This window comes from Aquabacterium sp., from assembly GCF_016234775.1.
Lineage (GTDB): Bacteria > Pseudomonadota > Gammaproteobacteria > Burkholderiales > Burkholderiaceae_C > Aquabacterium.
The window spans coordinates 111345-136884 of the sequence record NZ_JACRAH010000042.1 but is presented as its reverse complement, the minus strand read 5'-3'; the positions used below and the strand labels follow the sequence as shown (position 1 = coordinate 136884).

The 25540-nt window shown below is 57.8% G+C and carries 21 protein-coding genes and 1 pseudogene; 9 read left to right on the top strand and 13 right to left on the bottom strand.

Annotation, left to right across the window (positions count from 1 at the left end; genetic code table 11):
• Positions 1-104: 104 nt before the first annotated feature.
• From HY836_RS12855 to HY836_RS12830, 6 genes are all read left to right on the top strand, one after another.
• Positions 105-1283 (top strand): TolC family protein, encoded by a 1179-nt coding sequence (locus HY836_RS12855; RefSeq protein ID WP_290676547.1) that lies wholly within the window; start codon positions 105-107, stop codon positions 1281-1283.
• A gap of 4 nt (positions 1284-1287) precedes the next feature.
• Positions 1288-2880, top strand: a complete 1593-nt coding sequence (locus HY836_RS12850; protein WP_290676546.1) for an efflux RND transporter periplasmic adaptor subunit — start codon at positions 1288-1290, stop codon at positions 2878-2880.
• Positions 2881-2890: 10 nt separating this feature from the next.
• Positions 2891-6031, top strand: coding sequence for a CusA/CzcA family heavy metal efflux RND transporter (locus tag HY836_RS12845; RefSeq protein ID WP_290676630.1), 3141 nt, complete (start codon positions 2891-2893; stop codon positions 6029-6031).
• A 25-nt stretch (positions 6032-6056) separates the two neighbouring features.
• Positions 6057-6425: a hypothetical protein gene (locus HY836_RS12840; RefSeq protein ID WP_290676545.1), complete on the top strand. Its 369-nt coding sequence runs from the start codon at positions 6057-6059 to the stop codon at positions 6423-6425.
• Between the two features lie 67 nt (positions 6426-6492).
• Positions 6493-7362, top strand: coding sequence for a hypothetical protein (locus HY836_RS12835; protein ID WP_290676544.1), 870 nt, complete (start codon positions 6493-6495; stop codon positions 7360-7362).
• Positions 7363-7450: 88 nt separating this feature from the next.
• Entirely contained in the window at positions 7451-8518 is a 1068-nt protein-coding gene (locus HY836_RS12830) for a DMT family transporter (protein ID WP_290676543.1), read from the top strand.
• A 343-nt stretch (positions 8519-8861) separates the two neighbouring features.
• On the opposite strand, the pseudogene HY836_RS12825 reads toward HY836_RS12830, so the two are convergent.
• Positions 8862-9382 (bottom strand): annotated as a pseudogene (locus HY836_RS12825) (IS3 family transposase); the annotation flags it as partial.
• A gap of 15 nt (positions 9383-9397) precedes the next feature.
• Between HY836_RS12825 and istB the strand changes: the two are divergent.
• Positions 9398-10096: an IS21-like element helper ATPase IstB gene (gene istB / locus HY836_RS12820; RefSeq protein ID WP_290676629.1), complete on the top strand. Its 699-nt coding sequence runs from the start codon at positions 9398-9400 to the stop codon at positions 10094-10096.
• Positions 10097-10174: 78 nt separating this feature from the next.
• On the opposite strand, the gene HY836_RS12815 is transcribed toward istB, so the two are convergent.
• Positions 10175-11008 (bottom strand): AAA family ATPase, encoded by an 834-nt coding sequence (locus HY836_RS12815; protein WP_290676542.1) that lies wholly within the window; start codon positions 11006-11008, stop codon positions 10175-10177.
• 201 nt (positions 11009-11209) lie between these two features.
• Here HY836_RS12815 and HY836_RS12810 point away from each other — a divergent pair, with 201 nt between their 5' ends.
• Together HY836_RS12810 and HY836_RS12805 are read left to right on the top strand one after the other, a co-directional pair.
• Positions 11210-11746 carry a hypothetical protein gene (locus HY836_RS12810; RefSeq protein WP_290676541.1) on the top strand — a complete coding sequence of 179 codons (537 nt, stop codon included), beginning with the start codon at positions 11210-11212 and terminating at the stop codon, positions 11744-11746.
• Between the two features lie 88 nt (positions 11747-11834).
• Positions 11835-12587 (top strand): hypothetical protein, encoded by a 753-nt coding sequence (locus HY836_RS12805; RefSeq protein ID WP_290676540.1) that lies wholly within the window; start codon positions 11835-11837, stop codon positions 12585-12587.
• Here the strand turns inward: HY836_RS12805 and HY836_RS12800 are convergent.
• The 11 genes from HY836_RS12800 to HY836_RS12750 all read right to left on the bottom strand — a co-directional run bounded on the left by HY836_RS12800 (position 12581) and on the right by HY836_RS12750 (position 24989).
• Positions 12581-12988, bottom strand: coding sequence for a hypothetical protein (locus HY836_RS12800; protein ID WP_290676539.1), 408 nt, complete (start codon positions 12986-12988; stop codon positions 12581-12583). The genes HY836_RS12805 and HY836_RS12800 overlap by 7 nt on opposite strands.
• A gap of 870 nt (positions 12989-13858) precedes the next feature.
• Positions 13859-14935 carry a DUF6708 domain-containing protein gene (locus HY836_RS12795; RefSeq protein ID WP_290676538.1) on the bottom strand — a complete coding sequence of 359 codons (1077 nt, stop codon included), beginning with the start codon at positions 14933-14935 and terminating at the stop codon, positions 13859-13861.
• Between the two features lie 4 nt (positions 14936-14939).
• Positions 14940-17426, bottom strand: coding sequence for a T6SS effector BTH_I2691 family protein (locus tag HY836_RS12790; protein ID WP_290676537.1), 2487 nt, complete (start codon positions 17424-17426; stop codon positions 14940-14942).
• A 28-nt stretch (positions 17427-17454) separates the two neighbouring features.
• Positions 17455-18300 (bottom strand): hypothetical protein, encoded by an 846-nt coding sequence (locus HY836_RS12785; RefSeq protein ID WP_290676536.1) that lies wholly within the window; start codon positions 18298-18300, stop codon positions 17455-17457.
• Positions 18301-18305: 5 nt separating this feature from the next.
• Complete coding sequence (locus HY836_RS12780; protein ID WP_290676535.1) at positions 18306-18944, bottom strand: DUF2345 domain-containing protein; 639 nt, start codon at positions 18942-18944, stop codon at positions 18306-18308.
• Between the two features lie 92 nt (positions 18945-19036).
• A complete protein-coding gene (locus tag HY836_RS12775) occupies positions 19037-19816 on the bottom strand; it encodes a hypothetical protein (RefSeq protein ID WP_290676534.1) in 780 nt (259 codons plus the stop codon).
• Between the two features lie 246 nt (positions 19817-20062).
• Positions 20063-20764 (bottom strand): hypothetical protein, encoded by a 702-nt coding sequence (locus tag HY836_RS12770; RefSeq protein ID WP_290676533.1) that lies wholly within the window; start codon positions 20762-20764, stop codon positions 20063-20065.
• 537 nt (positions 20765-21301) lie between these two features.
• Positions 21302-22027 carry a hypothetical protein gene (locus HY836_RS12765; protein ID WP_290676532.1) on the bottom strand — a complete coding sequence of 242 codons (726 nt, stop codon included), beginning with the start codon at positions 22025-22027 and terminating at the stop codon, positions 21302-21304.
• Between the two features lie 320 nt (positions 22028-22347).
• On the bottom strand, positions 22348-23403 hold the full coding sequence (locus tag HY836_RS12760; protein ID WP_290676531.1) for a hypothetical protein: 1056 nt from the start codon (positions 23401-23403) through the stop codon (positions 22348-22350).
• A gap of 321 nt (positions 23404-23724) precedes the next feature.
• Positions 23725-24666 (bottom strand): replication protein RepA, encoded by a 942-nt coding sequence (locus HY836_RS12755; protein WP_290676530.1) that lies wholly within the window; start codon positions 24664-24666, stop codon positions 23725-23727.
• Positions 24663-24989, bottom strand: a complete 327-nt coding sequence (locus HY836_RS12750; RefSeq protein ID WP_290676529.1) for a hypothetical protein — start codon at positions 24987-24989, stop codon at positions 24663-24665. The genes HY836_RS12755 and HY836_RS12750 overlap by 4 nt, the downstream gene beginning before the upstream one ends.
• Positions 24990-25540 lie beyond the last annotated feature (551 nt).

Sequence of the window (25540 nt, the reverse complement as noted above, 5' to 3'; positions counted from 1 at the left end):
CCTGTTCGCCGAATGTCCCCTGCTGATTTGCGGAGAATTCGATGCGACGGTTTGATGTTTCCTGGGCGTCACGCATGGCTTTTGCAGCCCTGTGTATCCCTTTCATGTTTCAAGCAGCCTGGGGGCAAAGCCTCAGCCTGGATGCGGCGCTGGCCACGGCGCTTGCACACCACCCAGATTTGCGCGCCTCTATGCTGGAGCGCGATGCCAGTGAAGGTGCCACGCAACAAGCTGGTGCTTGGCAAAACCCCGAGTTGTCCACATTGGTGGAAGACACCCGCCAAGCCACGCGCACCACCACCATCCAGTTGAATCAGCCCATCGAACTGGGCGGCAAACGCTCGGCGCGCATCAGCGCAGCACAGGCCGCCCAAGGCCAGGCTGAACTGGATGTGGCCGCGCGGCGTGCCCAGGTCAGGTCGCAGGTGATGGCGGCGTTTCATGGCGTGGCTATAGCGCAAGAACGCATGAGGCTGTCCAGTGAACTGGCGCGCTTGTCTTCTCAGGCGCGTGAGGCGGCTTCCAAGCGGGTGCTGGCGGGCAAGGTGTCTCCCGTCGAAGAGCTCAAGGCACAGGTGGCTGAGGCGCAGGCGCTGTCGGCGAGCACCGCTGCCCAAGCTGAGTGGCGTGCTGCGGTGGCCCAACTGCGTCAAGCTTTGGGCGATCCAACCGTCCAGTTCGAACGCGTTGAAGCAGACATTGGACGGCTGCCTTCCGCTGAACTGTGGGAGCCCTTGTCTGAGCGCCTGGCGGCGTCACCGGCCATCGCTCGGGCTCAACAGGAAATCTCTCGCCGACAAGCCCTGAGCGATCTGGAGCGCTCGCGCCGCACACCGGATCTGACGGTGTCGCTGGGTGCCAAGCGCGACCAGCAGTTGGGCCGTGATCAACCCATCGTGGGTGTGAGCCTGGTGCTACCACTGTTCGACCGCAACCAGGGCGCCATCTTGGAAGCCAGCCGCCGCGAAGACAAGGCCCGGGCCGAACTCGATGCCTTGCGCGCCAGTGTCCAAGCGCAGGCCGTGCAGGCGCTGTCGCAACTGAGCTCTGCGCTGGCGCAGGCCCAGACCCTGCGCGAAAAGGTCTTGCCCGCCGCGCGCCAAGCCTTTGCTGCCAGCACCAAAGGCTACGAGCTGGGCAAATTCGGCTTCCTCGACGTGCTCGATGCCCAACGCACCCTCTTCGAGGCAGAAACACAGGCGCTGAGCGCCGCCGCCCAGGCCTATCAAGCCGATGCCCGCTTGCAGGAGCTGCTGGGCGAGCCCACCCCGACGAAAGACTGAGACCATGAACAACTCCACTCAACACAAATCCAGGCTGGCCATCGCAGTCGTCGTCGTTTTGGGCGCGCTGCTGGGCTGGGCGATCCTGCAGAAGGACAAGCCCCAGGCCAGCGATGAACATGGCCATGCAGAACATGCTGAGGCCCAAGGGCACGCCGATGACGAGCACCACGGTGGCGGGGCCACCAAGCCTCATGCTGATGCCAAAGAGCACGGTGATGAAGAGCATCATGAAGAAGCTGCGCAGGCCAAACCAGCCAAAGGCCCTCACGGTGGCCGCATCTTCAGTGCTGGCAGTTTTGGTCTGGAAGTCACCATTTTTGAAGACGGCGTTCCGCCAGAGTTTCGGCTCTACCCCACATTGAATGGCAAGCCCTTGCCCCCTGCTCAGGCCTCGGTGAAGCTGACACTGGAGCGCTTGGGCCGTGCGCCTGAGGTGATCCAGTTCAAGCCAAAGGGCGACTTCCTGCGAGGCGATGCCGAGGTGGTCGAGCCACACTCCTTCAAGGTCGCGATCGAGGCCACGCAAGGCGGTCAGACCCACCGCTTTGGCTATGAGCAGGAGGAAGCCCGCGTCACCATGAGCGATGCCCAACTGCAGCAGGCCGGGGTGACGCTGGCCGTGGCGGGCCCTGCGCGCATCAACAGCCAACTGGCTTTGCTGGGCGAAGTTCGCTACAACGGTGACCGCACTGTGCAAGTGGTGCCGCGTCTGGCGGGCCTGGTCGAAGCCGTGCCGGTCAGCGCGGGTGACCGTGTTCGCAAGGGTCAGGTCCTGGCCGTGCTGTCCAGCCCTGCGCTGGCCGATCAACGCGCCGAAGGCGTGGCGGCTCAAAAGCGCTTGGCCTTGGCTCGCTCCACCTTTGAGCGCGAGCAAAAGCTCTGGCAGGACAAGATCTCCGCCGAGCAGGACTACCAACAGGCACGCGCTGCCTTGCAAGAGGCCGAGATCGCCGAGCAGAACATCCGCCAAAAGCTCGCCAACCTGGGCGCCACGGCTACAGGCAGTGGCAACCTGACACGTTTCGAGTTGCGCTCGCCCATTGACGGCATCGTCACCGACAAGCGCATCACGGTGGGGCAGTCGCTGGGTGAGACCGAGCCCGTGTTCACCATCTCTGACTTGTCGTCAGTGTGGGTGGAAGCGCCGGTGGCAACCAAGGACCTGGGCGACATCCGCTCGGGGCTGACGGTGCAGGTCAAGGCCTCAGGCTTTGACACGCAAGCAGCGGGCACGATCACCTATGTCAGTGCCCTGGTGGGCGAGCAGACCCGAAGCGCCACGGCGCGGGTGGTCTTGCCCAATCCCAAGGGCCTGTGGCGCCCGGGCTTGCCGGTGCGTGTGGAAGTCACGTCAGGCGAGGCCGAGGTGCCCGTGGCTGTGCAGGCGGATGCCATCCAAAGCGTGCGGGATTGGCAGGTGGTTTTTGGCCGCTATGGGCAGCAACTGGAGGCGCGTCCCCTGCAATTGGGACGAAGCGACGGCCGTGTCGTGGAGGTGCTCAGTGGTTTGAACGCAGGCGAGCGTTACGCCGCCAAGAACAGCTTTGTGATCAAGGCCGATTTGGGCAAGGCAGGAGCCAGTCATGAGCACTGAAGGCCTGAGCATGTTTGAGCGCATCTTGCGCTTTGCCCTGGAGCAGCGCTGGCTGGTGCTGCTGGCCACGCTGGCCATGGCCGCTGTTGGTGTGTACAGCTATCAGAAGTTGCCCATCGACGCCGTGCCGGATGTCACCAACGTCCAAGTCCAGGTCAACACCGAGGCCTCCGGCTATTCGCCGCTGGAGGCCGAGCAGCGGGTGACCTTTCCCATCGAAACAACGATGGCAGGGCTGCCAGGCCTGAGCGAGGTGCGCTCCTTGTCGCGTTACGGCCTGTCGCAAGTGACTGTTGTCTTCAAGGATGGCACCGACATCTACTTTGCTCGCCAGTTGGTCAATGAGCGCATCCAGGAGGCGCGAGGCAGGCTGCCTGCTGGTTTGAGCCCGGCCATGGGACCGATCACCACGGGCCTGGGTGAGATCTACATGTGGACGGTGGAGGCCAAGCCAGGCGCCCTCAAGGCCGATGGCCAGCCCTATACGCCCATGGACTTGCGAGAGATCCAGGACTGGATCATCAAGCCGCAGTTGCGCAACGTGCCGGGCGTGACCGAGATCAACACCATTGGTGGCTATGCCAAGGAATTCCAGGTCGCACCCGATTCGGCCAAGCTCGTCGCCCATGGCCTGAGCCTGGGTGACGTGGTCACAGCCCTGGAGCGCAACAACGCCAATGTGGGCGCAGGCTACATCGAGCGGCGGGGCGAGCAGTACCTGATCCGCGCACCCGGCCAGGTGCAGGGCATGGCCGACATCGGTAGTATCGTCGTCAAGCAGGCGCAGGGTGTCAGCGTGCGCATCCGCGATGTGGCTGAGGTGGTGCTGGGCAAGGAGCTTCGCACAGGTGCAGCTACCGAAAACGGCCAGGAAGTGGTGCTGGGTACCGTGTTCATGCTGATTGGCGAGAACAGCCGTGAGGTGTCCAAAGCTGTCGATGCGCGGCTTGCGCAAGTCAACAAGACGTTGCCCCCCGGTGTGATCGCCAAAACGGTCTACGACCGCACCGTGCTGGTGGACAAGGCGATCGCCACCGTCAAGAAGAACCTGTTCGAAGGCGCGGTGTTGGTCATCGTGATCCTGTTCGCCTTCCTCGGCAACTTCCGAGCCGCATTGATCACGGCCATGGTGATCCCGCTGGCCATGCTGTTTACCTTCACAGGCATGGTGAGCCAGCAAGTCAGTGCCAACCTGATGAGCCTGGGGGCGCTGGACTTCGGCATCATCATCGATGGGGCCGTGGTGATCGTGGAAAACTGTGTACGGCGTCTTGCCCACGCGCAGGCGCATCACGGGCGGCCTCTGACGCGCACCGAGCGCTTTCACGAGGTGTTTGCCGCCGCACAGGAATCGCGCCGCCCCTTGTTGTTCGGGCAGCTCATCATCATGGTGGTCTACCTGCCCATCTTTGCCTTGACGGGTGTCGAGGGCAAGATGTTCCACCCCATGGCCTTCACGGTGGTAGCGGCCTTGGTTGGCGCCATGATTCTTTCGATGACCTTCGTGCCAGCGGCCGTGGCTTTGCTGCTCAACGGGCCGGTCAACGAAAAGGAAAACCGCCTGATGGCCTGGGCAAAGCGGGTGTATGAACCCCTGCTGGACAAGACCTTGTTGCATCAGCCTTTGGTGCTGACCATCACGGCGGTGTCAGTGGCTCTGGCCGTGCTGATGGCCGTCCGCATGGGCAGCGAGTTCATTCCCAGCCTCGACGAACACGACATTGCCTTGCATGCCTTGCGCATCCCGGGCACCAGTTTGAGCCAGGCCATCGAGATGCAAGCGCAGCTTGAGCGCACGGTCAAGTCATTCCCGGAAGTGGACACCGTGTTTGCCAAGCTGGGCACGGCCGAGATCGCCACCGACCCAATGCCGCCAAGCGTGGCCGACACCTTCGTGATGCTCAAGCCGCGCGACCAATGGCCCGATCCCAAGCGAAGCAAGGATGACCTGATCGCCGCCTTGCAAACAGCCGTGATGAAGGTGCCAGGCAATAACTACGAGTTCACGCAGCCCATCCAGATGCGCTTCAATGAGCTGATCTCGGGCGTACGCAGCGACGTGGCCGTCAAGGTGTTTGGCGATGACATGGACACGCTCAACGAGACGGCCGAGCAGATCTCCAAAGTGCTGGAGGCCGTGCCGGGTGCCGAGGACGTCAAGGTCGAGCAGACCACCGGCCTGCCCATGCTGTCCGTGCAGATCGACCGCGAGAAGGCTGCCCGCCTGGGGCTGAACGTGGGCGAGATCCAGGACACGCTGGCCACGGCGCTCGGTGGCCGCGAGGCCGGTGCCGTGTTCGAGGGCGATAGACGTTTCGACATCCTGGTGCGGCTGCCCGAGGCCTTGCGCAGCGACCTCGATGCCTTGGGGCAATTGCCCATCCGCTTGCCCGCGAACGCGTTGAATGACCACGTCGGCTTTGCCCGCCTGGGCGATGTGGCCACGATGGACTTGACCCCTGGCCCTAACCAGATCAGCCGCGAAGAGGGCAAGCGCCTGGTGGTGGTCACGGCCAACGTGCGAGGGCGAGACATCGGCAGCTTCGTGGGTGAAGCCCGCACCAAAATCGAGGCCAAGGTCAAGGTACCCGCCGGGTACTGGACCACCTGGGGTGGCACTTTCGAACAACTTGAATCGGCCTCGCAGCGCCTGGCCATCGTGGTGCCCGTGGCCCTGCTGCTGGTGTTTGTGCTGCTCTTTGCCATGTTTGGCGATGTCAAGGATGGCCTGCTGGTGTTCACCGGCGTGCCCTTTGCACTGACGGGTGGTGTGGCCGCACTTTGGCTGCGCGACATCCCTCTGTCCATCTCGGCGGGCGTGGGCTTCATCGCCTTGTCGGGCGTGGCGGTGCTCAACGGCCTGGTGATGATTTCGTTCATCCGCAGCCTGCGAGACAAGGGCATGGCGCTTGAGCCCGCGATTCGTGAAGGTGCATTGACGCGTTTGCGCCCGGTGCTCATGACGGCCTTGGTGGCCAGCCTGGGTTTTGTGCCCATGGCCGTGGCCATCGGAACAGGCGCCGAGGTACAGCGACCGCTGGCCTCTGTCGTCATCGGCGGCATCTTGTCATCAACCGTGTTGACCCTGTTCGTGCTGCCGCTGCTCTACCGATGGGCGCATCGCTCGGACGATTTTTTCCCCGTGAACTGACTTTCTCAACCTGAAGGAGCAAATCATGCTGAAGATGAAATTGACCCTGGCTACTGTCATTGCAACCTTGGCGACAGCTTGTGCGATCAAACAAGATCCGACCGATACCTACGCTCAAGGTTGGCGGCGGGCCCAGATTCTTGAGGTGGGAAAGGACCAACTGGTGGTGCACTCAGACAAACAAGACTGTCGGAAGGCGTTGACAGCCAACGCCGGGTATACCAAGTTTGCCGTGGCCACTTACAGCTATGGCGGGAACCCTAGCCTCAAGGACAAGCGGATTGTGGCGGTCCCCAACGAAGTCGAAGTCGGCGTGGGCGAATGGGTCTTTGTCAATGTGAGCGACTGCAAGCTCGCGCTCAGAAAGGTTGGCTTGCGCAACGAGCGCCCTTGAAGTGAGCAAGGTTTCTCTAATATTGCACCCCATGTTGCTAAGCCCTTGCCATATTCAGTCGATATGAATGCTTGGTTATCAGGTGAATTTTCAATTGCATCACTGCGCTGACGAAGGGGTTGCCATGAAACAAAGACCGTCGTTTCTTTCCGGGTGCCTTCTTGCATCCTTTGCTGCTTCAACTGTTTTCAGCGCACACGCGCAAGAGTCGAAGAAGATTGAAGACAACTCCTTCCTGATAGAAGAGGCGTACAACCAGGAAGACGGCGTCATTCAATACATCCAGACGTTTCAATATTCCCATAAGAGCAAAGAATGGCTCTATACGTTTACCAACGAACTGCCCTTCCACGGTCAGCAGCATCAGCTGTCCTACACCGTACCGTTGGCGCGTGTTGGTGGCGACGATGCATTCCACTCTGGGATTGGTGATGTAGCCCTGAACTATCGTTATCAGCTGTTGGCCAATGACAAATTGGCGGTCGCCCCGAGGTTGTCGCTGATATTGCCGACTGGCGACTACAAAAAGGGACTAGGCCAGGGCGCCATGGGGTATCAGGTCAATCTGCCGATCAGTTGGGAGCTGACTGATAAGTGGATCAGTCATTGGAATGCTGGTGCGACATACACACCCAAGGCGCGCGAGGCATCCGGCCTCAAGGCTGATCTGCGCGGCTACAACTACGGGGCCAGCATCATCCATTTGCAGTCTGAAACTTTCAACTTCATGCTGGAAGGCGTCAAGACAGCCTCGCAGGGATTGTCTGCAGATGGTTCGAAAGCCTGGGATTCAGCCGCATTCATCATTCCAGGGTTTCGCGCAGCGATCAACCACGCATCAGGGTGGCAAGTTGTTTACGGCGTTGGCCTTCCCATTGGAATTGGCTCATCTAGGGGAGACAACGGGGTGTTCCTGTATCTGTCCTTTGAGAAGTGATCGGAATCATTGTTGTCGAGGCGCGCGGGGCGTGCCATGAGCATGTAGGCTGTTGGTTGCCATCCTTCTTGTTTGAACCAGCTTACCCATGATTCAAAAACTGCTCTCTCATCGACATATCGGCGTCATGGCCGCGCTGGTGGCCGCGTTGCTATTCGGGGTGAGCGCGCCGCTTGCCAAGGTTCTGCTTGGCCAGACAAGTCCCTGGCTACTGGCCGCACTGTTGTACCTGGGTTCCGGGATGGGGTTGTGGCTTGTGCGTCGCCTCCAGCGTGTGCCGCCGGTGACGCTGGCCTGGCGCGATTGGGGATGGTTGGCTGGAGCAATAGCGACAGGCGGCGTCGTAGCACCCGTGTTGTTGATGACAGGGCTTGCAGGTATGTCTGCGTCCCAATCGTCCTTGTTGCTCAATGCAGAGAGCGTGTTAACGGCCGTGCTGGCCTGGGTTGTGTTCAAGGAAAACGTGGACCGACGCATCGTCTTGGGCATGGCCGCCATCGTGGCCGGTGCCCTGGTGCTGAGTTGGCCTGCTTCAGCCGTTGAGCACGCAGCCAGGTCAACGCTGTGGCCCTCTTTGGCGGTGCTAGGTGCATGCCTGGGCTGGGCGGTGGACAACAACCTGACGCGCAAAGTGGCCTTGAACGACGCGGGTTTCATCGCCATGGCCAAAGGTTTGAGTGCTGGCGGCACCAATCTGGTATTGGCCCTGGCGTTGGGCGCTGGCTGGCCCGGTTGGGATACCACCTTGTCAGCGGGTTTGCTCGGGTTTCTCAGCTATGGCGCGAGCCTGACCCTGTTCGTCCTGGCGCTGCGCCATCTGGGTGCATCGCGCACTGGGGCCTATTTCTCCGTGGCCCCATTCTTCGGCGCGCTGGTGTCTGTGCTGTTCCTCCATGAGCCCGTCACGGTTCAGTTGCTGGTGGCTGCAGCCTTGATGGGATGGGGTGTCTGGCTGCACTTGTCGGAGGACCACGCCCATGAGCATGCTCATGAGGACATGGAACACGCGCATGAACATGTTCACGATGCGCACCATCAGCATGTGCATGAGGGCCCTGTGGTGCCCGGCGTGCCGCACAAGCATATGCATCGCCATCTGCCCATGAGGCACACCCACGCGCATTTCCCCGATGCGCACCATCGGCACGGTCACTGAGAAGTTAGGCCCGGGGTTCGAGTTGAGCGCGCTCTACCACACCAACTTGCTTGAGTAAACGCCAAGGAGTGATGTGTACTTTGCTCACGAACCAGATAGAGCCAAGCCAGCAAACTCCGACCAAAAGCGAGCCAAGCCATTGTTTCCAACTGGGTGACGCATCTGATTGGATAGTTAAAAAGCAGACCGCACAAACGAAGCTAAAAATGATCGCGTAGACCCAGCCAATAGTGGCCATGAATGGAGATGGGGCCAGAGAGGTGGTCCCGGTTGTTTGAACACTCAAACGGCGCAGATAAGTGCAGTCCGGTTGGGTTAACTGCGCTGCCAGCTTGAGAGCAGGCAGTGATTCAAAGTAAGCCATCTCTGGCGTGCTGGCCGCGTGAGTCGAGTGCGGCCGGTTGCAATTGTAGAAGTTCATGTAGATGGCCAGGTTTTGTCGAGCCTCGGTCACGCTGGCGTAGGCCTTGAGATACACCTCTTCGAACTTGACTGAGCGCCACAGGCGCTCGACGAACACGTTGTCCCTCCAGCAGCCTTTGCCGTCCATCGAGATTGCGATCTCATGGTCCTTGAGCATTGTGGTGAAGGCTTGGCTGGTGAATTGGCTGCCCTGGTCGGTGTTGAAGATATCTGGCTTGCCCCAGCGAGCAATCGCCTCTTCAACCGCTTCAATGCAAAAATCCACGTCCATCGATATGGACAAGCGCCAGCTCAACACCTTGCGGCTGCACCAGTCCAGCACCACCGTCAGGTACACCCCCCCTTGGCCATCGGGATGTAGGTAATGTCCATGGCCCAGACCTGGTTGGCACGCTCGTTCTTGAGCTCGCGCAGCAAGTAGGGGTAGACCTTGTGCTCAGGATGAAGCTCTTCGGCATGGCCCATGCATTTGACGAACAATTGTCCAGCCCTTCAATGTCACATCTTAGCTTTGAGGAACGCCTCGGCTTGGTGGTGGATCAAGAATTGACCTTCAGAGACAATCGGCGCTTGCAGCGCCTTCTCAAGGCAGCAAAGTTGCGCGAGTCAGCCGCCTGCATGGAGGACATCGAGTACCGTGCTGATCGGGGACTTGATCGCGCTGAGATGGCCTCGCTAGGTTGGTGCACCAGGGTCAAGCGCGGCATGAACCTGATCGTCACTGGAGCCACAGGCAATGGCAAGACCTGGCTGGCCTGCGCACTGGGCAATCAGGCGTGTCGCCATGGCCTCTCAGTTAGCTTCCAGCGCATATCTTTGCTGCTCGAAGAATTGGCGATCTCCCATGCGGATGGTACCTTCCGAAAGCTCCTGGATAGGTTGGCCAAAGTTGATTTGTTAATCCTAGATGACTTTGGCATCAACACTCTCAGCGCGGTTGGCCGCAGCGATTTACTGGAAGTAATTGAGCAACGAACCGGAAGTCGGGCGACCCTTGTGACCAGCCAGTTGCCCGTGGACCGTTGGCACGAATATCTTGGCAGTAGCAATCCCACCGTAGCCGATGCGATTCTGGATCGCCTGGCCACTGGGGCTGAGCGGATCGTGATCAAAGGGACAACCTCAATGAGGGCGAATCGCAAGAGCAAGAAGTAATCCGTTCCCGCGAACAACCCGCCCAAAGTGGCGGGTTTGAATCGGAATGCGTGGCTGGTTTGGTCCGGAATACGCATTCTATGTTGCGATGAACCCAATTCCGCGTACAGCTGGCCCCATGGCGGGAGGCAAGTCCTGAATGGTGATGTGATCGCGCTCATCGCGAGCGGCCCGACCGAGGGCTCTGCGCAACGCTTGGCTCAGTTGACGAGGTGGCAACCCTCTTAGCTGGTCTAGCACTGCGTCATCCAGCTTCGATGCAAAGGTTTCGCCCCAACAAGCCTCAGCGCGCATGCGGACATAGATCGCCTGCGCAATGCGCGCGACTTGGTCGGGCGTGGGCGCCTGCACATGCAACACAGCCATCCTCGACAACAGTGGCGCCGGAATGTTGTCCGCACAGTTGGCCGTGGCAATCCAATTGACATGGCTGGCGTCGATGGTGAAGTCTCGGATGGACAGGTCCATGAAACTACGCGCGCTGCGGGACTCCAGCAGGGTGTAAAGCGGCGCCATGGGGTCATATGGCTTCTGCTGATCGACCTTGTCCAGCTCATCCAGAAGCATGATCGGGTTGGCTTTGGGTTGATAGGCCAAGAGCTCAAACAACATGCCTGGCTCTGAATTGCTCCAGAAGGATTCAGACCCCGCCAAAGGAGAGCCTGACTGCGCACTGGCCATGTCGAGCACGCGGAATGGCAATGACAGCTTTTCTGCCAACCATCTGGCCGCTTCGGTCTTGCCGATACCTGCTGAGCCGACCAGCAATACGGGAGGCCAGGCCACCCTTTGATCGCCCAATGCCGACAAGGCAAAGTGGTCACGCAGCAGATCAGCCAGTTCGAAGAAGTTCGGGAAGGCTTGGATGAACTCGTCCAGCACGGCGGGCCAGTCACAAGGGAGAACTCCCAACTTTCGGCGCTCACTTCCTGCCGTGTTGATGCGTTCAACCATCGCCTGAGCACGCCTCAACTTGTCATCACCTTTCGGACGATGGCGATCAACGAAGCGCTTGAGCCCTGCTAACTCCAGCAGCGTCACCGTGGGCTCTGTCGGACAGGGTTCTGCTGCGTCTGAGGGTGATGCCGAGCTCAACAACAAACTGACAGCGGCTTGTTGCTCGTCTTCGCCGGACTCGGTCTTCGGCAGCAGCACCATGACTTCATCACCACGGTGGCCAACGGTGAGACTCGTCCGCTGCGCACCGCGTTGTCGCGCCATTTGCCTGTGGCGCCGGACATCTTCGGCGAAAAGCCCGCCCACACCTGCGTGCTCCATGCATCGCTGCCCTTGTGCTGCATGCACGTCGCTGACCATGGAGGGGGCCCCGCAGACAGGACAGCTCAATTGAGCAGCATCGCGCGCCTGCTCAGTGATGTCTTGGATGGCTCGCTCACGCTGCATGCTCGCATTGGTCAACTCGCATCGCAGAAGCATCTTGTCGCGTACCGTGGTCACACACAGCATCAACGGGTTCTGATGTCCCGTTTCACCCATCAACAACTCGCATTGAGCCAAGAAGTGCGCAAGCACCCGCAAATGCCCTGGAGGGGGCTCCACGATCTGCTGCGCCAGCCAAGGGTGGCGTTGCCTCAACTGATCAATCGCGAGCCGGTACTCTTTGCGGCGCAAGGAGCGGCAGCCTTTTGAGATCATCATCACCCCTGTTATTACTATAATTCACTATAACACCAATGATGCAGAAGGACTTGATATAGTCATTTACAGTTAAACCCAAATGGCGGACATGCCCAAGCTGACCAACGATCAAGTGCCTATCGTGGCCGCGGCCCTGATACGCCTGCGGGGGGACACGTTGAGTGCCATTGCTGCGGCAACAGACATACGCGCCGCCAACCTTTCTGTATGGCTGCGCGGCAAGGCGCAAGTGATCTCAGCCAAGCGGGTTGCAGGGTTGCTGTACCACCTGGGCATAGAAGGTGGCCAACTACGTAGCGACATCCTGCATCAGTGGCAAGACTCTGGCCTGCTGAGCGACACAAGAACTGTGCTGGATGCCCTGCTGACCAATGAGGGCACCAAATGGCTGTTTCAAGACTTGCAGCCAGCGCTGACAAAGACGCGGTTCATGCAAGTGAACGACGCCTGGCTTCGCCTTGAAATCACTGCCAGCGCAACCGTCGCTGCAGACTTGGGCCAAGCCATTCATGCCCATCGGGTGCTCACATTCCGAACACCTCTGTCCGACGTGCCAACTGACTCGTTGTCTAGCGCGCGAGATGCGTTGCTGGCCATGGCCGAGCAAATGGCCGTCGATGTCGGCGATCAGGAACTACTGGAGGGGTTGATGGCCCGACTGGCTGATCTGTCCGCTGGGGATCTGGTGTTCAACACAGTATCTGCGTCTGAGTGGGCCCGGCTAGAGGGTGCGCTTAGCCGCGCCCTTCGATTGGGCGTATCGCCCAGCGCCATCGCCAAGCTGATTGACGATGGCGCAAAGGGAGCGCATCTGTCAGATGCGACTCACTGACACTTGCCTGCGGCTTTGAGCAAAGCGTTGCACGAAGCCGCACCGCCGCCGCCAGCCGACGCAGCAGGCTTGGCTGATGCCTTGCCTTGTTGTGCCTGGCAAATGGCATCAGAGACAACGCGGCCCGTGATGCCCACAGCGCCGGTCACGTAGCAACTGTATTGCTTGCCAGCGTTGGTCTTGACCACGTAGGTGGACTTCACCCCGTCATCCACTCGGTCCGAGATGGTGAAGCTGCCCTTGGGCAAGCCGAGGGTAAAGGCAGTATTTTGCTCAATAGCCTCGTTGCTGACGGCAACAGATGCACAGCCTGTTGCGGATGCGATCAGAGAGAGGATTGCGAGGCGCGTAAAAATAGATTTTTTCATAAAGTTTTCCAAGGTCCACGAGTAAAGAGACATTTGTGGTGCCTATGCGTGAAATAGGTCTTTCAACTTGATGACGGCTGTTCAAAAAGGCCCTCTTGATCGCAAAACACAATGCCAGGACCAAAGAATATGGGTAGAAACAAAGCACCGACTACTTGCCCTACCATCGACATGAAGAGTACATAGACAAGAAATGTCGCAATAATCCACACAATAGAGTGACTGAGCTGATCAAGCCAAGGCCAGACAGCGACCGCAGCTACTACTACAGTGATCAAATAGGCGCGAGTTGCAAACCTCGGAAGGCTGGCTCGCTCCCAACTGTAAGGATCAATTTCTAGATCTACGAATACGCTCGCTGATACCCGAACCTGCCCGGGCGCATTCCGTATTAACTGGAGCAACGCTGCACGACTCACTTCCCATGAATTTTCATGCGCGGAAACCAAAATAGGTTCCCTAATTTTTGGAAGCGGAAGGCGTTGACGAACAACACAAGCCCCTACTTTAGTGTAAAGCACTAGCAGCTTGGGGGCAGATTTCAATCCTTCGTACTCAGTGTTGACTTCATGAGCGAAGTCAATAGACCGTTCTATATCCCTCCACTTAATGGATGTAGCGAGCCTGCTCGGCGGTGAAATAGTCAATCCTCCCGAGTCCACTCTGTAGAACGGGATCGACCCTTTCAGGAAATCAGGGATCCAAGCTGCAACCCGGCTCTCTATGCACTCCGGTTCATTTGGGAGGCGCGAGAAATAGATGCACCTCAAACTCGCGCCAGACAGGACTGAGCACAAGTTTTCAGGAAGCACTTTCCAACCGCCTTGAGCAGTCCACTTGTCATTTTTCCGCCGAATATTCATGCAACGCAGAACCTTCCCCCAGATCGACCCAGCATCACCTCTACCTCCCCCTCTTACTCTTCTTTCTAGAAGGAGTTGGTTCACGTTCCGGATTGTCTTGTTTGATCGACGTAGTGGTTGAAGATTTAAATATCTTAACCTTGTCGCCTCTGATGTCGCCTTGAATGGCGTAAGGATCGCCAGGCAACACCAAGCACTCAGCATCAATATCTTCAGACCAAACGGGGGTCTTGCTAGTTCGCATCGCAAATGCTCTGAAAGGCGACACAAGCAGAATAAGTGGGCTCAGCGCCAGGATGGCAACCTTCGGCGCCCCCGACAAATTAGCAAACAACCGCTCAAGACCGAACCTGTATGTTTCCCTGTGCTCCGAGATAGGAATACAAAATTTGACGCGATGATGAAGATCTTGCGGCCCATCCTCCATATAGCGACGAATAAACTCCCAATGCCCGCGCAGGCAGTCTTCTTGGCGAAAAACCGTGTTGTTGTGCGTATAGGCTGGATTCAGGTCTTGAGGCATCAACGTCTCTGTTGCGGGCAAAGTAAATGATGCTACGACCGTCTTCTTGTCAGCACCCATTACGTGGGCTATTAAGGTCCACTCATCCCAAATGGGTGTGCGAAACAGTGTGAAGAATAAGTCATCCCAGTTACCCACGAGGTGTAGTCCATTGGGGCGAAAAACGTAGAATTTTCTTGCCTTACGATTGAAACGAATTGGATAGTGCGTATAAGAAAACGATTCCAGTCGCAAAGGTATTGAGAATATCCACGCAACCAACAAAGCAAAAACAACCTCAAGAGCAACTGACCACAAAGGCGTTTTAGCGACCTCGACACTCAACCCTGTCGCCCCGAGGAAATGTTCAATAGCTCCGTATCCAATGCCACCACCAAGAATTGCAATGGCGAAAGCACAAAACCACGTAATCACCCCCCTCCAGTTGTAACCACTGTCAGTCAACTCCAGAAAAGTTGAATTGAGTTTTACAACGGACAACTGTGGGCGCGGTTCAAGGTTAAGTCGTTGCGTCTGCCTGAGTTGAAGTGACTCTTCGAGTTCCGTCAATGGTCGATCCGCAGGATGGCGAAACATGCGGTTATGTAACTTCACGGATTCAAGCCTTCAAAGCGAGACGAAGTTCTTTTTGCTCAGTCTCATAGTCTGGGTAACGTTGCTGAGGCAAGATACCCCAAATAGATCTCTCCAACCAGTTCTGAATTGCATTATCTTTGACAAATTCGATCCAGAGAGATATGCCAATCAGTAGCGCGACGAGGATTGCAACCAATGGAACGAGCGCTGCCCCGAGAATGGCAGAAACAGCAGGAAATGTTGCAGCCAAAAGTACAAGTGAAAGCGATGTGCCAACGAATGCGGTTGAGTAATAGAGCCACATCAGCCCAGTTTGGCCTTCTTGTGCCGACTCTTTCCCTTTTAGAACGTCAAGTCCCGCCACGACAAGGCCCACAGCCGCCCCGCCAAGCCGACCAACGATCTTCAGCACCGATCCACTGAAAGATGCCAGCCCTGAGCCGAGCCTCATGCCCTGAAGTGCCCTGGCCTGAACCACATGTCCGATTACATCCGCAGTCGTAACACCCAATGCAGCGATGGCTGCGTATGAACGCCGACTGGAATCTGTTTTGTCGTTTGCCATCGCTTGGGCATCATCTTCCAAAGCCTTGGTCAAGCTATAGAACTGAAACAGGCCCGCTACAACGCCAAACCGTACGTTTTGGCTAATGACCTGTCGCCAACGTCCGAGATTCAATGCTTCGACATCGTCCATGGTGCGAATACTCTTTGCAAGCCACTCCGCTCGTTGCTGTGGCTCAAGTCCAGGCGGCATGCGTTTGATCGCTTCAGCGTCTGCAAGCACCACCCACTTGCGCTTGACTGAACCATCTACTTTGGTGCCGAGTATTTTCAGTCTGCGCAGTTCCGCTGAGACCGCCCGCTGCATCTGATGTTGATTCTTGATTTGCCCACCGGATGCAAGCAATTGCTTGATGACGGCAGCACGCATGGTCTTCCTGCTACCCTCTACCGAGCAGATAACCACGGGATGTTGCGCTACCAAGCCCAGGGCCATCACTGCAGCGCGCCCTCCGGCCCAGCCGTCCGCAGCTTTGTCCAGCACGCGAGCAAGCGGGCCCAAGGCCTGAGTCACCAACTGAGCCACGGCATCGGAGGCAGCAGCAGACAACCTCTGCGTTGCGTTTGCGTAAATAGCGAAAATGTTGTCCCACGGGATCTGGCGAGGATCGATGCTGACTTTCGCCGCGTCGTCGACCTTCTTGGCGACTTCGTCCAGGTTGAACAACATGGCACGCAAAAGCAGGTTCTGTCTTTTGCTGGCGTCCTGCGTAAGCCACTCCTCATAGAGCTTGCTACATGCCGCCTTGTCCTGGGTAGCAGCAATGCACAGCCCCATGACGCCTGCGTATACAGCCCCAGATTCCGCACTCTGGCCGTCATAGTTGCATTCGAAGTAATGCGCCATGATCACGCTCTTCATCCACGATGCGTGGGCCCGCGCTAGTGGGGCTACATCTATCTCATCGTGAACTTTGAGCTCGCGCTCAAATGTCTTGCGCCATGCGTCCCGCGTCTTGCCGTCAAATTTGCATGTGTATTTGCCCCAGCCATTGTCTGAGGCACGCTGGAGTTCCCCAGCTGTGACATCCCGCGTGCGCTCAATGGATTGCCGAACGCTAGAAAACACGAGCCCGACGCCAGCGTTGGCCATTTGCTGGTTTGCGAGTGATTCGGCTGCATCCAGCTCGTCTCTTTGCGCTTGTGTCCGGATTGCCTCTTCCATGCCATCAATCATGGAGCTGACAGCCACTTCCCGCTTGCGGGTAGGGTGGCTCACGAATCTGTCTGTAGCCTGCTTCATGAGCAAAGCTATGTCAGTAGCCACCCCTGCCGGGTCGGGCATAGACAGCACCAAACCACCAGCAGGAGAGATGGCCGGGATGCGGTCCTTCAAGGCTTGACTGGTTGAAGCTTTCGACTTGAAGCCACCAGCAGTGAACGCCAGGGACTTGCCTTGCGCATCGCTCAACGCGTACTCAGCCACCACTTTCTCAACCTGGCTGATGTCGGCAGCACCCTTGTGATGCTTGCTGCCCAACCATGCCTGTACATCCAGGCAGACCATGTGTTTGGCGCGGTAGGCCGCGTCCTTGTGTCGCTCAATGACGGCAGGCGTCCACTGCACGTCGCTAAAGCCGAACCAAACCTTGGTGGCGCGTTTGACGTCCGGAATGGTCACGCAACTGGCCACCGTCCCGCATTTGTCAGGCGCGCAGGTAAAGGCCAGCTTCGCTGGCGCAGTTTCACCTGGGTCCAGCTTGTACAGGTAGCCGCCCTCGGTCACCACGTAGGCATGCAGCCACTTTCTTGCTTCGTCGTAGGTGTAGAGATAACCTGGCCGGAGATGGCGCAAGGTGTAGTCAGCGGGGGCCACAGGAATGCTGTCCGCACAGGACAGCATGGCGGCGTTGCCCTTTGGAGCGTGGCCGCCTGCAGGAGCAATGGCTGGCCGAACGGGTAGTACAGCCAAGCCCTTCTTGTCGCAGAACTCGCAGTTGTTCATGACGGTGTGTTCCCTGATCTTTGTTTGTTCATACCGTGGAGGCCAGCGCCTCTGAAACGGCAGGCCAGAAAGCATCGTCTTGCGATGAGACGGCTTCGGCGTAAGTGGCGTCACTGGTAGCGACGGCAGTCATGATGCTTCTAAAGGGCGCCGCCTGCCAAAATCCTGGCCCCCACTTCAGTTGATGGGTGGCGAAGGCCACGCGGCTGGGCATGTCCCACATCGTCATGCCGTGCGCCTCAGTGTCTGCCGCAACGATCTGCCGGGCTATCTTCGGCAAGTCCGCCAGTGCGGGGGTGCCCGTCTGGCTGAACACGCGGTTGATCACACCGATAGCCTGGATCGCTTGCCACTGCTCATGACACCACCCTACTCTTGTAGTCGGGCTGCTCGTCGTAGGGATCGTCGTCTGGTGCCACTGCCCCAACCAATACCAACCAACGGAATGAGCTGGTCGCACCAGTGCCGCCAACTGCTCTGGCCTGGCAATCCAAAGAAGGTGCGCCCAGACGCGCACGTCGTGCCATCGCAACCAGTGCCGACTACCATCCGGGGCTTTGGTGACCTGCGTGAGTGCCCAGCGGCCCAAGTCAGCACCGGCCTGGATGTTACCCAAGAGCAGTGGCGGAAATGCTAGGTTCGTGCTGTCGCCATCCAACGCCTCCAACAATTGGATGGCGTGCTCCTGCGACACATCGTTCAGATCCAGCAGGCGCGGCAGATACTCAGCATCGTCAGTCAGCGCCTCGCAGGCCAGAGCCCAGGTGTCATCTGGATTGATCGCGGGATAATTAGGCAGTGCCTGAGCGTCAAACACCAGGATCGGATGCGCGCGCAACAGACGGTGCAGCAGGACAACGGACTCTGTTTGCATGGCACTCACCGGATCGGGACGGTGGCATCGCCCGCACCACTGGCCTTCGATGCGCTCATCTTGCACAGAGCCCCAGCCTTGGTCAGGCTCAGCCCACTCGCGCTGGCGTTGGCACCGCCTGTGAGAATCTTCATCGACGCCTTGAACGAGGCAGTGCCGGATGTGCCTATCGTGATGTTCCCGCCGTTGATTTCGATGAAGCCTCCGCCGGCATTCAAAAGAATCTTTTGTGGCGCAGAGATCTCCACGCTGGCAGAAGTGCTCTGTACATCGACCGACTTCAGTGCCGTCAACGTGAAGCCGTCTTGCTGCGCTTGGACACTCACGTTGCCACTGGCTGCGTGCAGCTTGATGCCCACGTCTTGCACGGCACGATCAGGGTTCGTGCTTTCACCGCGCGTGAAAAAAGAGAGCCCGCCTTGCACCGCCCAGGCCTGGTGCCGTTGCGCCAATAGGTTGGTGACCTGCCCTGTGGTGATCGTGGTGTGGCGCCCAATCGCCATCACCGAATTGACCGGCGTGAGTTGGGCAATGTCACCAGCGGCAGACAGAACAATGTCTGGCTGCCCGAGGACGGGAATGGTGCCATGGCCCCCATCAATGGGCGGCATGGGCTCGCGCTCTGAGCGATCTGATGAACTCACGTCTGACTTCCCCGAACCTGATTTTTGTTGCTGCGGAGGATACCGCCGCGACCGGTGGAAAGCAGCCATCCAGCAACCGTTTTAACAACCAATTACAGATTCGGGCCAGGTAATGCTGCTCTGACATTACCCAGGCTGGCTTCCAAAACAGTCAAGTCTGGTGCGATGCCAGTTTGGATGGCCTGCGCACAAAGATCATCAAGCATGGATTGACAAACCCGCCACCGATCCACCATGTCATTGGACTCGAATGCAGCGCAGGTGCGTGGTGTTGCCATGGCTGATCCAAAACCGTTTGCTGACATTCGCCCATGTGTACTCGCCAATCGGACCATGAAATGATCGACGATTGCTTCGGAGGGTGAAGTCAACACGTCATGCCAGGCTGAGCGCAGCAAGTGGACTTCCAGATCAGCGACAAAGCCTTGCCAATGAGAATGCTTGTCTGCAAAGAACTCGTGCCAAGCTTGGTTCGTGCTCCCTCGCACAGCTTTTGGCAGGATGGGTTGAAACAGCCCATCTGGGTAGTATTGCAAAGTCAAGGCGTGCACATGAGCCAACTCATGCCAGACCGTGGTGAGACCGTACTGCCGTTCCATTTCATTGTCGGGGGCCAGCGCACATCGCATCACCTCAAACGGAACAATGACGACCAGCCCTTGCTCACACGGGAAGGCAAATGCGCTGGTCTTGGTCAGGTGAATGGCAACCGATTGCCCGATGGATTCCAACAATACCGCGTTGGCACGCACCGCTGTTGCTCGGTCCGCCGCCACGATGAAGCGAAACAGTTTGTCGAACCGCATCCAGGGATGCCGAATCAGTTGAGCACTGGCCAATAACTGGATTTGCGTAGCCACTTGCTCTTGCAAGACAGGACTGCCTAACCCAACAGACACGCACCCCTGCAAGGGGGCGACGAACGGCACCGGCGTGGCTCGCGCCCCACTCGACATCGTCAACGCGGGCGGTGGCAGAGTTTTACATGTGAGAGCACACAGGCTCGGATCGCGCGCTGTCATTCCCTGGATTCGTACTTTTGTTCGTTGCCACAATGATGGCGTCATCACAGTCAATGCGACCTTGGCATGTGAGGGAGGCGCAGCTTACGCTGTGACTCACATGGTCAAAGATTTGACGAGACTCTCCATTCGTTCGGCCATCGGAATCAGTTTAGGCATCCCTATCACCACACCGACAAGCAGTAATCCCAGCCCCCTCGACCGCGCTGAGGCATTGTCGTCGTCCGACAGCACAAACATCATCCGGAGCACAGACCAGACAACTGCTGCGTGCATCGCAGCCAAAATCAGCACGAGCAAAAATCCCAAGGCACTGCGCCAGTGGCCTGTGACCACTGCCAGCGAGGCGAATGAGGCCGATACCGTCGCGACAAACATGAGTCCGCCCTGGAGGGTGACGTAGCAGCCAGTAATGACCCTGGTCAGGGTGTCACTGGGCGTACGGTCCAGCCCTCCGTTCTTGATGCGACTGACGCCAACCAAGAAGGTCAAAATCAGGAGTGCTGCCATCCATATCGTCGGACTGAGCAACTCACCAATGAATGCTTCGAGCGTCTTGCTTGCCGAGCTCTTCCCGAATACCGACAACATCACAGTGACCAGAGCAGGCAGTGCCTGTTTGTGCTCTTGGTATGACAGCGTTCCGCCTCCCACACCGATGGCCACCCCCATCAGCCTCGCTGCGGCCGTCCGATGCCAGACAAATTCAGGCGTAATCAGATCAGGTCGCCCCAATCCAAACTCACGCATGCTCCAGCTCACCAGCTTACGTGAGCGCTTGAACATCAGCTTGTTCATCTGAAACCTCCATGGACTGCAGACAACCCCTCTCAGGCCAACATGACCCTGTTGCAGGCAAATCTGCAATGCGTAGGCATCTTAGGTTTGCGAATCTGCGGGCGCAACGACGCAGGTCACACGCAGTCATGGTCCTATGTAACGAACAGTTATCGTTGCCGCAGTGATGGCGGCATCTCGGCCTGTGGCCGCAATAGGGATCCAATCAAACCCATCATTGTTGGACGCAAACTTTTCATGATGTCCCCAACTGGCCGATGGCCGCGATTCCTGGCGAAATCGCAACCAACGGCCACATTCTTTGTGCTCTGGCAAGCCAGCACAAAGAATGTTCTGCAAGCTGGGGACAAGCCAACATCACTACATGCGTCCACCAGAAACTGTGGTGATAGCCAAGGAAACAATGTGCCGACATGGTGCCAGCTATGTGCCGGAAAATGAGTCAACAGTGTGCCAACAGTGTGCCAACAGTGTGCCAACAGTGTGTGGACATGATGTCAGTAAGAGGCTGTGCTGCATGCACAGCTCAAATACGCCTCAATGGTTTTTTTTCCGCTCTTCCATGATCTCTCGATACAACGGAGGGTAATAAATCCAGTCTGAACTTCCGGCTGGATACCAAGCGGCCTTGACTGCTGCAAAGGCAAACAGGCCGCCGACAGTACCAATTAACTCACCGTATTCTCCAAGCGTCGTGGCTGCACTTTGCAAAAGAGTGGCCCCTTGCATCCCAAAGCAATCAGCAAAGTAGTTCGCAGCGGACAGCACAACAACAGAAAAAATTGCTTGGGCTGTAGCCAATTTCGCAGCGTTTCCCTCTGCCTGCTTTTGGTTGTGCATCGTATATATGTCAAGTAACAGCTTGTCCGATTTTTCAAGCGCGTGACGATGCAGTTCGTCAGGGTAGACCTTGCCGGACGGACGCTGATAATCTCGAGTCGTGCGCATCCAGTCAGGCCACGGCACATGAATAATTAGTTGCCACCCTATTTGCCTACATAGCTCTGCGCTCAGAGGCATGACGATAGACATCAACACCCCAAACATCAGCAAAGACGTGACCAAAAAGCCAGAGTTGGACAAAAGCTGATCCGCGCTTGTTGACCAATGCGAAATGTTCTGCCCTGTGTAATGGACCAACACAAGATCAGCGAACAAAACTCCAACGGATAGTTGCAATGTCCACCGCAGTTCTTGGGCCTTCTCAATAAGGCTAAGCCCTGCAGGCAATGATGGCTTTGGGGGGGGCGTGTTGGTGTCCATCTTGCGTCATCCAATCATGGGTATGCGGGGCAAGGCAGCCGACCGGGTTGGCATGGCCAGCCTTGCATCGTTCAGCATACACACAGAGGAAGGCGCTATCGCAATAGCGCTGATCAGATCCAAGCGCCAGGATGTTGTGAAAAGCACGTGTAATTGAAGTACGCTGGCTCGGTGTTTGACATACATGGCCACCGTGCAACTACCAGTTTGTAGTCTTGTCAGGGGCCTGATCTATCTGGGCCGGACCACGACTGAGGGCCTACGCATTGCCGAGAATTTATGTGTACTGCCTATTCATGACTGTGGCGCCTTTAATAAGCTCATGGCTCATGGTCCGGCAAAGGACGCCGCCCAGTGAGGTAAGCCAATGTGGCCGCGCTTCTAACGGTGCGGTCTGCCTCAATCTTGATCGGCTGTAAATGACAGAGGCCGCTGGCTTGACTGGCTGTGCCGTACTGGCGCCTGGTTTTGGCGGATGCATGCCCTAAGCCACGACTGACGGCATCATCATCACCGACGTGTTTGGTGTCGGCTGACCACTGATGGCGAAAGCAATACGCTGTCACCGTGTGCTTGTGGTTGGGCCAAAGGCGTGCGGCCCGCCGCCTTATCTCAACGGTGAAGTTGTTGGCGTCGGCTATGCTCACTTGGGAGACCGGAGTGGCGCATGCATTGAGGTGCGCCTTCATGGCCGCGACCAGAGGGTGCGGGTCATGGGCCTCATAGCAAATCAATCGGTTAGGTTGACCTTGCTTGCCCTTCACCTTGCAGCCAGTGACATGGAAGCAGATCAAATCTTTGTCAAGCTGCTTGTCGTACTCGATCCAAGTCTTGACCCCTAACTGCAACTCGCCAGGACGGCAGCCTGTCAGGGCCATGACCAGCAACGCATGTGCGTATTTGCTTTGCCGAGCACTGACGCACAAGGCCTCTCGCCAGTCGGGTGGCAGTCCTTTCAGGGCAATGCGCTTGCTTTTGCGCTTTGATCGCTGGGTGTCGTGGCCTTGGCGCTGAATGGTGGCCACGGCTTGCATCTGTGCCAAGAGGTCGGTCAGATCAGATCGCAATCGCTGGTAATCAGCCTCTGGGCTTGCCTGCTGTGACAAGGTCATGAGATGGTCCAACTGGACGTGGCAATGAAAGCGCAGTGCAGCCAAACGTTTGAAAAAGGAGTTCTTGCTGGTCGTGCTTTGGACAACTTCAGGGAGCCCTCCTTTCGCCTTGCAAGCACGGCCGAGCAGGCTCTTTGCCACACGCAGGTAATCCAGCCTGGTTGCCGCTGAAGGGCTGCTGAAGGCACCCCCTTTGGGTTTGATCGGCTGCAGGGCATCCAAGCATTGCTGGGCAAGTGTCACCACGTCGTGAATGGCGCTCATCGCTGCCACCCCGCTTTTTGGGTTGACCGGATTCGAGCGCGAACGCGCGGTTCTACTACCAGTGAATTCATATGTGATAACCAACTTGTGAAACTACCTGGGGCAAGGCTTGACGCCGCCAGATGCCAGGCGCAGAGCGCCCTCTGAGTGATGACACGTCCCTCTGGCCGGAGTGATGGCACGTGAAACGCGGAGTGATGACACGTATTGGCGGGAGCGATGACACGTGGACAACTCGTGGCACCACCCCGCTTCGCAGGGGACTTGACCAGCGGCTGCACAGGAGCGATGACACGTGGACAAGTCACCCCAAACACAGGCTTATCCACAAGGCCTGGGGTCAATGTGTGCCCTGCCTGCGCGCAGGGTGAGGTGCCGCCCATCGGGTGAATCGACCACCAGGTTGCTGGCTTCGGGGTATTGGGCAAATACCTTGTCGAGCTGCAGCTTGAAGTTTTTCTTGAAGCTGTGCTGCCCTTGGTTGCCAGGCCCGTTGTAGTCGGCGCCAAATTGGCCCTGAAGACGCTGCCATGGGATCGTCACCGTCTGCCGGGTGCTTCGACCCAACACAAACAACCGGTACACCAGCCACGCGTAGATGTCCATCGCGAACGGCGATTTGGACAGACTCCTGTATGCCTCCATTTTCAAAGGCACGGCACTGGTCATGACCTCGTTAAAGAATCCCTCAGAAATCTGCAAGGTGTTGACCCACCCCGATGCCTGATTTGCATCAAGCGGGTCCCACAGCACGGTCAGCGCGTCGCTGATGAGTAACCGACGTGACTCCTCGCGGGCCCCTGCACTGTGAACCTCGATGGAAATCACACAGCAGAACAAGCGCATGCACTGCTCCTTGAACCGGGCAATGTTGCGGCTGTCGTTGTGACGCAGGCCCAACTTGCGCATGAACTCAGCCTGACACGATCCGAGGTCGAGCAGTCTGGACTTGGTCCGTTTGATTTCTGTGAACATCCACATCAAGGCCAGACGCGGTATGCGCCCGTAGGGCAGCCCGTATCGCGCTGACGTCGGGGCGATGGTCAGTGTGAGCAACCCAGTGCTTCGCGTGTACATCATGCCTGTAGGCAGCCGGGGGTCTTGGTGCGGCAGCGTAACTTGCACGAACACGCGCGCCATGTATGCGTCGGGGCACTTTGCATCAGCGCGTTCGCGCATGCTCAGTGCGTCCTCAATGATTTTTCTATGGCTAGGCGCGACGATTGAGGCGCGCTTTTTTGGTTTCCCTACGCCCTTGCTCATTGACCGCCCTCCTTTTCGAGAGAGGCGGTGGCTTGCCATCGCTGCCGTGCCAAATGCTCAACCTTCGTCGGACGCCCACGGGGCCGCCTGGGCGGCGGCGGAATCGCTGGTCTGCCGGATTGAATCCAGTGAAGAACCTCGTCTTCAAACCAGCACAGGCGCCGACTGTTCGGCATCTTCCACGGGCGTGGAATCAAGTGTTGATACTTTGCGTTGCTTGCGCAGGTTCGGATGGTCGTCGCCGTTTTGCCAATGATTTCGACCAAATCCTCGATGAACAGCACCTTCCGCTGAGAAGGTGCTGCGTGCTTTGAATGTTTCATGGACCCCACCAATGCTGGGAGGGCGAAGCTTGTTCGCCGATCAGCAGCGCGAATGGCCGCGCTGCGCCAAAAGTCAGCGAACGACTTGGCGCGGTGGTGGGGTAGGTGTTTCGACCAACGCTGATTCAATGGCGTTGGTGAAGGCAGGCCAGCCTTGTTGAGCGGGCGCGGGAAGCAATGGCTTGCTCAGGCTGTCAATGAGCCGATAGAGCGGCACACAAACGCCAGTGAACGTCAAAAGGCACACTGACAGGCAAACCAGTGCTACACCAGCCATGGCGATAACCACAGCGGCCGAGCCCGAAGAGGGCCCAAGCACCCAGCTTGAAACGATGGATCCAGTCATGCACAGCAACGCCACCAGGCTGACGCGAAATGCGAAAGCCAGTTGGGCTGTGTTGAGCTGACGAAGGAAAGATAGCACCGTTCGGAACTGCGTTGAGTTGCAACGAACGATACCGAAGACTGTTGCGCCAGTCAAACGGCTATTGCGACACTGGTGCGACAGTGCGCAACGAAATTTGCTCTAAATCGCCATGAATGCCGAATCA

Coding starts and splice junctions, on each gene's coding strand:
- HY836_RS12755 (WP_290676530.1), bottom strand. CDS start 24,666: ATGAGCAAGGGCGTAGGGAAACCAAAAAAGCGCGCCTCAATCGTCGCG.
- HY836_RS12800 (WP_290676539.1), bottom strand. CDS start 12,988: ATGTCTCTTTACTCGTGGACCTTGGAAAACTTTATGAAAAAATCTATT.
- HY836_RS12750 (WP_290676529.1), bottom strand. CDS start 24,989: ATGAAACATTCAAAGCACGCAGCACCTTCTCAGCGGAAGGTGCTGTTC.
- HY836_RS12805 (WP_290676540.1), top strand. CDS start 11,835: ATGGCGGACATGCCCAAGCTGACCAACGATCAAGTGCCTATCGTGGCC.
- HY836_RS12765 (WP_290676532.1), bottom strand. CDS start 22,027: ATGGACACCAACACGCCCCCCCCAAAGCCATCATTGCCTGCAGGGCTT.
- HY836_RS12760 (WP_290676531.1), bottom strand. CDS start 23,403: ATGAGCGCCATTCACGACGTGGTGACACTTGCCCAGCAATGCTTGGAT.
- HY836_RS12770 (WP_290676533.1), bottom strand. CDS start 20,764: ATGAACAAGCTGATGTTCAAGCGCTCACGTAAGCTGGTGAGCTGGAGC.
- istB (WP_290676629.1), top strand. CDS start 9,398: ATGGCCCATGCATTTGACGAACAATTGTCCAGCCCTTCAATGTCACAT.
- HY836_RS12850 (WP_290676546.1), top strand. CDS start 1,288: ATGAACAACTCCACTCAACACAAATCCAGGCTGGCCATCGCAGTCGTC.
- HY836_RS12855 (WP_290676547.1), top strand. CDS start 105: ATGTTTCAAGCAGCCTGGGGGCAAAGCCTCAGCCTGGATGCGGCGCTG.
- HY836_RS12830 (WP_290676543.1), top strand. CDS start 7,451: ATGATTCAAAAACTGCTCTCTCATCGACATATCGGCGTCATGGCCGCG.
- HY836_RS12790 (WP_290676537.1), bottom strand. CDS start 17,426: ATGAACAACTGCGAGTTCTGCGACAAGAAGGGCTTGGCTGTACTACCC.
- HY836_RS12845 (WP_290676630.1), top strand. CDS start 2,891: ATGTTTGAGCGCATCTTGCGCTTTGCCCTGGAGCAGCGCTGGCTGGTG.
- HY836_RS12785 (WP_290676536.1), bottom strand. CDS start 18,300: ATGCAAACAGAGTCCGTTGTCCTGCTGCACCGTCTGTTGCGCGCGCAT.
- HY836_RS12835 (WP_290676544.1), top strand. CDS start 6,493: ATGCTTGGTTATCAGGTGAATTTTCAATTGCATCACTGCGCTGACGAA.
- HY836_RS12840 (WP_290676545.1), top strand. CDS start 6,057: ATGCTGAAGATGAAATTGACCCTGGCTACTGTCATTGCAACCTTGGCG.